Raw genomic sequence first — 11,184 nt, 5'->3', positions numbered from 1 at the left:
AAGACTGCGAAAGCGTTATGTTTTCTCTTAGAAAACGTGCACCCATCGATTGTCTTTTTGCTCAACCCCCAGTTGCCCAGGAGCCGAACCGCAAGAACACTCGCCGTCCACGTTTCTCTTTCTTCCATCTTCACAATGTCAAAGACCTGACCTCGCTGCCCAAAGGGCTAGGACGTCATCGAAGGCACCAGGGCCTTCAAATTCCTTAAGGGAAACAGAACCCATCCTCCGGTTGCCCGGCAGATCGTCCGCCCTTTCAGAAAACCGTCAACAGTGGGAGCAGCAAGTGCTCGACGTCGTCAACGTTGCGGGGTTGTAGGTCAGTCACAGAGGACTGTCAACACCCTATTTCAGTTCTCAGTTTTGACCGAAGTCATCGTGAAATCCGAACCGCCTAACTTACCAGATCGTCAGTAAATTCAGCGTCTTGCTGCTCGTTCGGGCCGTTGCCGGCGCCGCGGTCTGCAGCGATGAGCCGGGTTCTACGGGCCCCACGCCCAAGTGTCAACACGCCAACATGACAAAACTGTCTTTTCGCCAGGCCGCGCATTGCCATCCGGTGGAAAACTCGACTGAGTCACCAGAGATTAGAGGCGTTTGCGCCTGCAGAGACCCTATGTGGTTATTTGGACGGTGAATTCAACCCTCGGACCGCCACTCCGGTTCCGCCGCAGCTTTTCCCGGCGCTTCCTCTATGGGCATGCCAATGCTTTTCTGCCCACTTGGTCTTGTGCGCCCGCTCACTCCCAGGGCGTATCGGGCAAACAGGCCTAGTTTCGCCGCATTTTTTGCTGATCAGACGACACCAGTGATATAGACTCCGCGCGTGCGCAGGTATTGCGTCGCGCCAAAGCCGGATCGGGGCCTGCCCTCGTGACCGGCAAATAGCATGGATATTCTAAGGATGGGGCGTTGAACGCAGCGCAGCGAAACCGGCACGCGGCACTCTTGAAGGCGACAGGCTTTGAAGACAGCCCCGCCCTCACCGTGCAGTCGACGGATGGCGAAATCCCGCATGGGCGCGAGCTGAGTTTTGCCTGGCTCACCGGCACGGTGATGACCGGGCTGACCAGCGTGCTGCTGATGGGCGCCGCTCTCTATGTCTCCTTCCAGGGCCAGGACACCTTCTCGACCGCCTATGAGGCGCTGCAACTGGCCCGCCCGGCGCATGAGGCGCTGGCGCCGACCGATCTCTCCGCCAAATCCTCCCGGATACGTCCGGTCACCCAGACCCGCTCCGATCTCGAAATCATCGAGGCATCGATCCGCGAGACCGTCGATGGCCGCGACATGATCCGCAACCAGCCCTTCATGCGCATCCGCGCCACGCTGGCCACAGCCGCGACCTCGCTGTCGGACGATGTGCCCACCTATGACCCCGTGGCCATTCTCGCGGCAACCCAGCCGCTCGAGTCCAGCGCCTCGGCCCTCGAGGTCAATACCGATATCTATGGCGCCGAAGTCGAAGGCGAAGTCGCCGTACGCCTCGCTGCCATGCCAACGACCTTTGTGCCACCGCGCGCCATTTCCGACCAGTCGGCCGCCGAATATGTGCGCAGCACCGTCGAGTCTGCCTATTCCGACGTCGAGGCGCCCACCCTGGCCTATGCTTCGCTGGGGCCGTCGGTGCGCGATCTGGGCCTTGCCACCGATGGCAATGTGATCGGCGGCATTGCCGAGAACGTCACCGTGGTGCCCAAGACCACCCAGGCCGCCGATGCCGGACTGGGTCGCACCGAGCGTATCCTGACCATCAAGGAACGCAGCCGGCTCAGCGAAGTGCTGCGCAAGAACGGCTTTACCGATCCGATGATCGTGGCCATCGAGGCCACGCTGCAAAACGTCTTTCCCTCGACCGACCTGCCGGCCGGCGCCCGCCTGCGCATCCTCTTCGGGCCATCGCGCAATTCCAATACGCTCATCCCCTACCGCATGAGCATCTACCTGCATGATGACGGCGCCGATATCGATGTGCACCGCGCCACGGTGGCTTTGACCGACAAGGGCCAATATGTGCTAGGCTTGGCCCCGGCCGAGATCGAGTTTCCCGAGGAAGACACCGAAGAGGTCAACGTCGCCAACCTGCCCTCCGTCTATCGCTCGATCTGGGAAACCGGCCGCAAGCACGATCTGGATGACGCCACCATCGAGCGCATCATCGGCATGTTTGCCTATGATATCGACATGAACAAGAAGATCAGCGCCGGCGACGCCATCGAAATCCTCAAGACCGCGCCCGATGCCGAAGGCCGCGCCGAACTGCTCTATGTCGGGCTCACCCTGGGCAGCACGGTCCGCCAGCTCTATCGCTTTGCCACCAAGGACGGTGTGATCGATTTCTACGATCCGAGCGGCGAGACCGGCAAACGCTTCCTCACCCGCCGGCCGCTCGAAGGTGGCGGCACGCTGCGCTCGCGCTTCGGCTACCGCATCCATCCCATCTTCAAGACCCGCAAGCTGCATACCGGCGTCGATCTCGCCGCGCGCAGCGGCACCCCGATCTATGCCTCGGGCGACGGCGTCGTCGAACTGGCCGGCTGGCAATCGGGCTATGGCAACAAGGTCGAACTGCAGCACGTCAACGGCTATCAGACCGCCTATGGCCACATGTCGCGCATTGCCGATGGCATGAAGCCGGGCGTGCGCGTCCGCCAGGGCCAGGTCATCGGCTATGTCGGCTCCACCGGCTATTCGACCGGCCCGCACCTGCATTTCGAAATCCTGATCAACGGCAATCTGGTCGATCCCCTGAGCGTCAAGCTGCCGCGCGAAAACACCATGCCGACCCAGTATGAAGCCGAGTTCAAGCGCACCATCGCCCAGATGAACGACCTGATGGCCCGCGATCCGGCACCGGTCAACGTGGCCGCGGCAACCACGACCGCGCCCGCGACCTCCGCCACCAATTAGGCTGACGCTGCCGGCCGCTTGTGCTCCAGTGTTAGCCACGCAATCACCGCTGAAACCAGGCTTAGCCCGGCTGTAATATAGGCGACGGCGGCAAAAGCCGCATCGGTCGCCGCCACGCGCGCAGCGTCCTCAGCCGGCGCCAGCCCCTCGGTTGCCAGCCCGAAAAAGATCGGCAATTCGGCGGCGCTGCCCAGCGCCCTCTCGAACACCGACGCCACCACCAGCCCCAGCAGCGCCACCGCCATCAGCGCTGCCACCCGCGCCACCGCATTATTGACGCCCGAAGCAATGCCGGTATCGCTATCGTCGACCGCAGTCATCACCGCTGTCGACAGCGGCGACACCACCAGCCCCATGCCCAGACCCAAAAGTCCGATCGATGGCAGCACGGCGAACCACACGTCATGCAGCGGCGTCGTCAGTCCGAGCACCGCAAAGGCCAGCGCCACGATCACCGAGCCGCCGGCAATCAGCGGCGCCGGACCATACCGATCTGCCAACGCGCCAGTGAACGACGACAGCACCGTCAACAGCACACCCATGGGCAGCATGGCCAGCGCCACATCGGCCGGGGTGACACCCCACCCCCCGATCATCGTCATCGGCAGGAAGAACATGGTGCCCGCCAGTGCGAAATATAATGCGAAGGTCAGCCCATTGGCGCCGGAAAATGCCTTCTGTGAAAACAGCCGCAGCGGCAGCATCGGCGTTTGGGTCTGTGCCTCCCAGACGATGAAGGCAATGGCGACAACCAGTCCGGCGCCGCTATAGGCAGCCATATGCGAGAGCGGCGGCACGCCGTCGCTGCCGGTCAGGCCGAAGGCGATCAGCATCAGCGCCGCCGTCGCCAGGACCGCGCCGATGGCATCGAGCTTGCGGCCGGCTTCGGCATGATCGGCAGGCACTTTGTACCACAGCAGCGCCAGCGCAATGCCACCCAGCGGCAGATTGATGGCAAAGACCAGCCGCCAGCTCCAGTCGCCGAACAGCGTCAGAATCAGGCCGCCGACGATTGGCCCGCCAATGCTGGTCAGCGACGACGCCGCCGCCCAGATGCCAATCGCCTTGCCGCGTTCGTCGCGCGGATAGGCTTTGGCGATGATCGCCAGGCTGCCCGGCACCATGAAGGCAGCGCCAGCCCCCTGCACTACCCGCGCGCCGATCAGCACCGCCGGCGTCGGCGCGAGGGCGCAGACCATCGAGGCGGCGACGAACACCACAATGCCCAGCCCGAACGTCTTGCGCAGCCCGAAGCGGTCGCCCGCCGCTCCACCCAGCAGGATCAGCGAGGACAGCAGCAGCATATAGCCATTGGAAATCCACTGCGCGTCGGCGAGCGTCGCCCCGAGATCGGCCCGGATCGCCGGAATGGCAATCGACATCACCGACCCATCGATAAACCCCATGCTCGACGCCAGGATCGCTGCGATCAGCACAGTGCGCCGCGCCACCGGCGAATAGGGATGTTCCTGGGAAACAGCAGCGGTTTCGACCATTGGCGCCTCGCCCACAATCAACTGCGGACCTAAAGGCTAGCGCGTTTCCGGGAGCGCGGAAAGCGGGACGAGAATGCTGCGGTGAGCACAAGCCGGAAGCCGGAACATCGTGGCCACCCGGCAATGCTCGCCCCATCAGAACCTCATCTGCCCACTGGGTCATTCTACGTCCACGAGATTCTTCCTCAACCACCAGGTCATTCCCGCCTGCGCGGGAATGACTCAGTGGGTGGGGCCAAACGCCGATCTTGAACGAAAAATCTCGCCCACCGGCAAAGCCCCCCTAGTCCCGCGCCACCCAAACCGCCAGCTCATTGCCGCCCGGCTCGCGGAAGTGAAACCGCCGTCCGCCCGCGAAATCGAACTGCGCTTTGGTAATGACGCCGCCTGCAGCGGTCACCCGGCGTTCGGCAGCATCAAGATCATCGGTCCGCACAATCGCCATCGTGGCATCGACCTTTTCGGGCGCCTGGTCGACACCGCCATCGATCCCGGCATCATTGATACCGTCATAGTCCGGCCCATAGCTGGTCACGCCCCAGCCAAATGCCGCCTGGAAGAAGGCGCTGGTGCCAGCCCGGTCGCTGCTGGGAAATTCGATGTAGTCGATCTTGTCGCTCATGACGGCCTCAGATATTTGTTCTTGTTACGTTCTAACAAGCTGCGGCCGTCTGTGCAAATCAAAAGGCCGGTCTCGCGACCGGCCTTTCACAGTTTTGGTTAAGCGGCGGCGTTTGCCGCGGCGGAGCCGCCGGGCAGGAGCACAATACCGTTGTCGTCAGCATCGACGAGCACGCGGTCACCATCGCTGATCCGGCCAGCGAGAATCTCCTCGGCCAGTCCATCCTGGACCGAACGCTGGATCACCCGCTTCAGCGGGCGGGCCCCATAGGCGGGATCATAGCCTTCACCGGCCAGCCATTCCCGCGCCTTGGGCGTCAGCTCCAGCACGATCTCACGATCGCGCAGCAGGCTCTGCAGCCGTCCGAACTGGATATCGACAATAGCGCCCATATGTTCGCGGCCCAGCCGGTGGAACAGCAGGATCTCGTCGATCCGGTTGAGGAATTCGGGGCGGAACGCGGATTTGACCATGTCCAGCACCTTGCCGCGCACCAGTTCGACCGACTCGCCGTCCTTGAGGTCAACCAGATATTCCGAGCCCAGATTGGAGGTCAGGATGATCACCGTATTGCGGAAATCCACCGTCCGGCCCTGGCCATCGGTCAGCCGTCCGTCGTCGAGCACCTGCAGCAGGATGTTGAACACATCCGGATGCGCCTTTTCGATCTCGTCGAACAGAACGACCTGATAGGGCCGGCGCCGCACGGCTTCGGTCAAAACCCCGCCTTCGTCGTAACCGACATAACCCGGAGGCGCGCCGATCATGCGGGCAACCGAGTGCTTTTCCATGAACTCGCTCATGTCGAGCCGCACCATGGCGGTCTCGTCATCGAACAGGAACTGGGCCAGCGACTTGGTCAGTTCGGTCTTGCCGACGCCCGTTGGCCCCAGGAACATGAACGAGCCAATCGGCCGGTTTGGATCCTGCAGTCCGGCGCGCGAACGCCGCACCGCCTTGGCCACCGCGGCAACGGCTTCGGCCTGCCCGATCACGCGGGCCCCCAGCGACTGCTCCATATGCAGCAGCTTTTCGCGCTCGCCTTCCAGCATCCGGTCGACCGGAATGCCGGTCCAGCGGGAAACGACCTGGGCAATATGACTGGGCGTCACCACCTCTTCAGCCATCAGCGGATCGATCTTGCCGTCGCCATTGGGATCTTCAGCCAGTTTGATGCGCTTTTCCAGTTCCGGGATCACGCCATAGGCCAGCTCGCCCGCTTTCGCGAGGTCGCCACTGCGCTGGGCGATCTCGAGCTGGCTGCGCGCCGCGTCGAGTTCTTCCTTGATCTTCTGGCTGCCCTGGATGCGTTCCTTTTCGGCATGCCACTTGGTCGACAGGCTCTGCGCCTGCTCTTCCAGATCGGCGAGTTCGCTCTCCAGCCGGCCCAGCCGGGTCTTGGAGCCGTCATCGTCTTCCTTGCGCAGCGCTTCGCGCTCGATCTTGAGCTGCATGATACGCCGGTCGAGTTCGTCCAGCGCCTCGGGCTTGCTGTCGACAGCCATGCGCAGACGCGCCGCCGCCTCGTCCATCAGGTCGATGGCCTTGTCGGGCAGGAAGCGGTCGGTGATATAGCGGTTGCTCAGCGTCGCTGCGCTCACCAGTGCCGAATCCGAAATCCGGATACCGTGATGCAGCTCGTACTTTTCCTTGAGCCCGCGCAGGATCGAGATGGTGTCTTCCACGCTTGGCTCGTCGACAAAGACCGGCTGGAACCGGCGCGCCAGGGCAGCGTCCTTTTCGACATGCTTGCGGTATTCTTCCAGCGTCGTTGCGCCTACACAGTGCAATTCACCGCGCGCCAAGGCGGGCTTGAGCAGATTGGAGGCGTCCATTGCCCCATCTGCCTTACCGGCCCCGACCAGCGTGTGCATTTCGTCGATGAACAGGATGATCTGTCCGTCCGACGAGGTCACTTCATTGAGCACCGCTTTCAGCCGCTCCTCGAACTCGCCGCGATATTTCGCGCCGGCGATCAACGCGCCCATGTCGAGCGACAGCAGGCTCTTGCCCTTGAGGCTCTCCGGCACGTCGCCATTGACGATGCGGATGGCCAGGCCTTCGGCGATGGCGGTCTTGCCGACGCCGGGCTCACCGATCAGCACCGGGTTGTTCTTGGTGCGGCGGCTGAGCACCTGAATGGTGCGGCGAATTTCCTCGTCGCGGCCAATCACCGGGTCGAGCCGGCCTTCGCGCACATCGGCGGTCAGGTCGCGCGCATATTTCTTGAGCGCATCATAGGCGTTTTCGGCCGAGGCGCTGTCGGCGGTGCGGCCCTTGCGGATCGCTTCGATAGCGGTATTGAGCCCCTGCGGAGTCACCCCGGCCGATGCCAGGATCTTGCCGGCATCGGTGTCTTTTTCCACCACCAGCGCCAGCAGCAGCCGCTCGACCGTCACGAACGAGTCGCCGGCCTTTTGCGCGGCGCTTTCCGCCGTTTCAAACACCCGTGCCAGTTCACGGCTCAGATAGAGCTGCGAGCCGTCCCCCGATACCGATGGAATTTTGTTGAGCGCTGCTTCGACCCCGGCACGCACAGCCTTGGGGTCGCCCCCGGCACGTTCGATCAGGCCATTGGCCATGCCCTGGTCGTCATCAAGCAGCACCTTGAGCAGATGGATCGGCGCAAATTGCTGATGTCCCTTGCCCAGTGCCGCAGTCTGCGCGCTCTGGATAAACCCACGGGCCCGCTCGGTATATTTTTCGATGTTCATTCAACTCTCCTTTTCTCGCCCGTCAACCGGCCCAGCAAAAGGCACCGATCAGACGGCGGAAGCGTCGTCGATGAAACGCCCGCCAGGCGGCGCTGTTTCATCCCCCCAGATATAGGAAGGGGTTTGAAAACGAAAAGAGCCGCCATGGCGATAGAGGCGACTGTATCCCCTTTGGGATAACGCGTCAGGTGCTAGAGCGATGCACACCCCACCAACGCCCGCCGGCGTCATCCCGGCGAATGCCGGGATCCAGTTTCCTCCCTCACTGCCCTTGCCTCACCCACGCACCTCCCCCCCACCGCGCTGTCCTCGGGCTTGACCCGGGGACCATTCCCCGCTTGGGCCGCGTTGAGAGTGACCCACGGGGCAAGTCCGTGGGCAGCCCGGTGATGATTTGAGACACGCCGCGAAGCACTGACCTCAGCCACCCAAGCCTCACCCCCACCCGCAGAAACAAAAAGGCCGGGCAATGTGCCCGGCCTCTTCAATCTCAAAATTGTCAGCGCCTACTCGGCTGGCGTCGTCGTGCCGCCGGCAGTGATGAAAGCCGGCAATTCGCCGACTTCGGGCTGCGGGGCATTGGCTGGATCGCCAGTGCCGGCCTCGCCCACCGGGCGACGACGGCGCGGACGGCGTTCGCGTGGCTTGCGCTCGCCTTCGGCCTGCTGCTGCGCCGGAGGCGCATCTTCACTGGCCTGCTGGACGGGAGCCGCGGCGGCGGCCTGCTGGGCCTCCGGCTGCTCTTCGGCTTCGGCCTGCTGTTGCTGCTGGGGCTGGTGCGATGAAAAGCGCGAATTCATCTCGGGCATATCATCGTCGAAATCATCATCCTGGCCGAATTGGTCCGGACGCTGGCCGCTCTGTTGCTGGGCCGCGCTGACGATACGGAAATAATGCTCGGCGTGCTGGAGATAGTTCTCCGCCATCACCGAATCGCCGCTCGACTGGGCGTCGCGGGCCAGCTGGAGATACTTCTCCGCGATATGGGCGGCGTTGCCGCGCACCTTCACATCGGGGCCGTTGCTCTCGAAGCTGCGCGACAGCGGGTTCACATGCTTGCGCCCACCATTGCGACCGCGCGAACGGTTCTTGTTGTTATTGTTGTTGTTATTCTGCTGATTGGGTCTCATCTGGTCGCTTTATCTAACTCTAAAAGTTAAGCGTCTCACTACTGGCGGACCGGCATCTGCCAGGTCTGGCCAAGTTCCCGGCGGACCTTCCGGTCCTTGCACAGGTTATAAGTCTGGCTTCATGAAGACCTGAAACCGTCGAGCAGCAGGGCCACATATTCCGTCATCATCATGCATCGTCCGGATTTTTCGGAACCGCGCTGCGCTTCGCAGCTCTACCAATGCAGATATACCGATGAACGGGTGGCCATCACCGTGGCGCTCATGATGCGCCGTTGACAGCAAGGTCAAAGCTATATGGTTCGCCGCATCTTTCCAAGCATAAAATGCGCGGCTCACAAGGCCGTGCAGCGGCTAAGCTGCAATATGGTGCGCACAAACCACACGGTCAAGCCCTGCCAGGTCGCAATGCACCGTGATCCCGGCCAAGCCGGCAGCCGCCAATACCTTACTGACGCTCGCGCCCTGGTCATGGCCGATCTCCACCATCAATTGCCCGCCCGGTTTCAGCCAGCGCCCAGCCTCGGCGGCAATGCTGCGATAGGGCGCCAGCCCATCGGGCCCGCCATCCAGCGCCAGGCGCGGATCATGCACCCGCACTTCGGGGGCCAGCGTCTCGATCACCGCGCTTTCGATATAGGGGGGATTGGACACGATGAGATCAAACCGCTCGCCCTCCACCAGCGGCTCGAACCAGCTGCCCTCCAGCAATTGCAGCCGTTCGGCCACACCATTGCGCACAGCGTTTTCCCGCGCCGCTACCAGCGCTTCGCCGCTGAGATCGACCGCCAAGGCGCTCACATCAGGCTCATTGGCAAGGATGGCGATGGGAATGCAGCCGGTGCCGGTGCCCAGATCCAGCATGCGCTGGCCCGGGCCAATGGCCTTGAGCGCCAGATCGACAAGCAGTTCGGTATCGGGTCGCGGCTCCAGGGTTGCGGCATTGAGCCGGAACGGCAGCCCGTAGAATTCACGCTCGCCGATGATCCGGCCAACCGATTCCCCACCCATGCGCCGCTGCACCATCTCGGCCAGCCGCAGCGCCGCGGCGTCATCGACAGGCTCGGTTTCGCGGGTCACCATTTCCAGATTGGAAAGGCCCAGCGCGGCCGCCGCCAGCCACTTGGCGTCGAGGGCCGCATTGGCAAAGCCCAGCCGGCTCAGCACATCGCGCCATTGCCGCCACAGGCCGCCAATAGTCGGGGCGGTGCTCAGTTCGCATTCTCCAGATCGGCCAGCTGGCCGGCCTGGTGCTCGGTGATCAGCGCCTCGATCAATTCGTCCAGCGCTTCGCCCGTCATCACCTTGTCGAGCTTGTAGAGCGTCAGGTTGATGCGGTGATCGGTCACCCGGCCCTGCGGGAAATTATAGGTGCGGATGCGTTCGGACCGGTCACCCGAGCCAACCTGCCCCTTGCGCTCGGCCGAGCGGGCGCTGTCGCGCTCTTCGCGCTGCATTTCATAAAGCCGCGAGCGCAGCACGATCATCGCCTGCGCCCGGTTCTGGTGCTGGCTCTTCATCGCCGATGTGACCACCAGCCCCGAAGGGATATGGGTAATACGCACTGCCGAGTCGGTGGTGTTGACGTGCTGGCCGCCGGCCCCCGAGGCGCGCATCGTATCGATGCGGATATCCTCGTTGCGGATTTCGATGTCGATATCCTCGACTTCGGGCAGCACCGCCACCGTCGCCGCCGAAGTGTGGATACGGCCCGAACCTTCCGTCGCCGGCACCCGCTGCACGCGGTGCACGCCGCTCTCGAATTTCATCCGGGCATAGACGCCCTTGCCCGAGACATTGGCGATGATTTCCTTGAACCCACCGGCTTCGCCGGGGCTCTCCTCCATCACCGTGACTTTCCAGCCATGGCCGACGGCATAGCGCTCATACATGCGGAACAGGTCGCCCGCGAACAGAGCCGCTTCGTCCCCGCCGGTACCACCGCGAATTTCGAGGATGATCGACTTTTCGTCGGCCTCGTCCTTGGGCAGCAGCAGGATGCGGATGGCGCCATGCAGCTGCTCGATCCTGGTTTCGAGCTCGGCGATTTCGGCCTCGGCCATTTCGGCCATGTCCTTGTCGCCCGATTTCAGCAGCGCCTCGGCCTCCGCCAGGTCCTTCAGCGCCTTCTTGTAGGCGATGATCTCGCCCACGATCGGCGCCAGCTCGGCATGTTCCTTGCTGAGCTTGACGAATTCATCGGGCCCGGCCCCGCCCGAAAGCGCAGCCTCGACATACTGAAAGCGCGTTTCCAGAGCGTCGAGCTTGTCCTGGGGAAGAGATGCCATTCGAACGTCCTAAACAAACCACCG

8 protein-coding genes are annotated in these 11,184 nt (G+C 63.0%); 2 read left to right on the top strand and 6 right to left on the bottom strand.

The annotated features are described in order from the left end of the window. Together BUA69_RS21200 and BUA69_RS19920 are read left to right on the top strand one after the other, a co-directional pair. Positions 1–209 (top strand): hypothetical protein (locus BUA69_RS21200; RefSeq protein ID WP_210186604.1); only part of this gene is annotated, 209 nt, incomplete at its 5' end. A gap of 703 nt (positions 210–912) precedes the next feature. Then, entirely contained in the window at positions 913–2,910 is a 1,998-nt protein-coding gene (locus BUA69_RS19920; protein WP_143154602.1) for a M23 family metallopeptidase, read from the top strand. On the opposite strand, the gene BUA69_RS19915 is transcribed toward BUA69_RS19920, so the two are convergent. From BUA69_RS19915 to prfA, 6 genes are all read right to left on the bottom strand, one after another. Next, positions 2,907–4,406, bottom strand: coding sequence for an MFS transporter (locus BUA69_RS19915; protein ID WP_046135708.1), 1,500 nt, complete (start codon positions 4,404–4,406; stop codon positions 2,907–2,909). The two genes, BUA69_RS19920 and BUA69_RS19915, sit on opposite strands and share 4 nt — an antisense overlap. Positions 4,407–4,689: 283 nt before the next feature. Then, positions 4,690–5,028 carry a VOC family protein gene (locus BUA69_RS19910; protein WP_046135709.1) on the bottom strand — a complete coding sequence of 113 codons (339 nt, stop codon included), beginning with the start codon at positions 5,026–5,028 and terminating at the stop codon, positions 4,690–4,692. A gap of 98 nt (positions 5,029–5,126) precedes the next feature. Then, positions 5,127–7,742 carry an ATP-dependent chaperone ClpB gene (gene clpB / locus BUA69_RS19905; protein WP_046135710.1) on the bottom strand — a complete coding sequence of 872 codons (2,616 nt, stop codon included), beginning with the start codon at positions 7,740–7,742 and terminating at the stop codon, positions 5,127–5,129. A gap of 506 nt (positions 7,743–8,248) precedes the next feature. Further along, complete coding sequence (locus BUA69_RS19900; RefSeq protein WP_046135711.1) at positions 8,249–8,872, bottom strand: DUF4167 domain-containing protein; 624 nt, start codon at positions 8,870–8,872, stop codon at positions 8,249–8,251. Positions 8,873–9,226: 354 nt separating this feature from the next. After that, positions 9,227–10,060: a peptide chain release factor N(5)-glutamine methyltransferase gene (prmC, locus tag BUA69_RS19895; protein ID WP_280136812.1), complete on the bottom strand. Its 834-nt coding sequence runs from the start codon at positions 10,058–10,060 to the stop codon at positions 9,227–9,229. A 23-nt stretch (positions 10,061–10,083) separates the two neighbouring features. After that, on the bottom strand, positions 10,084–11,160 hold the full coding sequence (prfA, locus tag BUA69_RS19890; RefSeq protein ID WP_046135713.1) for a peptide chain release factor 1: 1,077 nt from the start codon (positions 11,158–11,160) through the stop codon (positions 10,084–10,086). Positions 11,161–11,184 lie beyond the last annotated feature (24 nt).

This window comes from Devosia limi DSM 17137 (assembly GCF_900128975.1).
GTDB classification, from domain to species: Bacteria; Pseudomonadota; Alphaproteobacteria; order Rhizobiales; family Devosiaceae; genus Devosia; species Devosia limi.
Note: the sequence above shows the minus strand (reverse complement) of the source record. Positions and strands in the feature narration are given on the sequence as shown.

Excerpts from the sequence above, each read along its gene's own strand:
- prfA (WP_046135713.1), bottom strand. The coding sequence starts at position 11,160 with ATGGCATCTCTTCCCCAGGACAAGCTCGACGCTCTGGAAACGCGCTTT.
- BUA69_RS19915 (WP_046135708.1), bottom strand. The coding sequence starts at position 4,406 with ATGGTCGAAACCGCTGCTGTTTCCCAGGAACATCCCTATTCGCCGGTG.
- BUA69_RS19910 (WP_046135709.1), bottom strand. The coding sequence starts at position 5,028 with ATGAGCGACAAGATCGACTACATCGAATTTCCCAGCAGCGACCGGGCT.
- BUA69_RS19900 (WP_046135711.1), bottom strand. The coding sequence starts at position 8,872 with ATGAGACCCAATCAGCAGAATAACAACAACAATAACAACAAGAACCGT.
- clpB (WP_046135710.1), bottom strand. The coding sequence starts at position 7,742 with ATGAACATCGAAAAATATACCGAGCGGGCCCGTGGGTTTATCCAGAGC.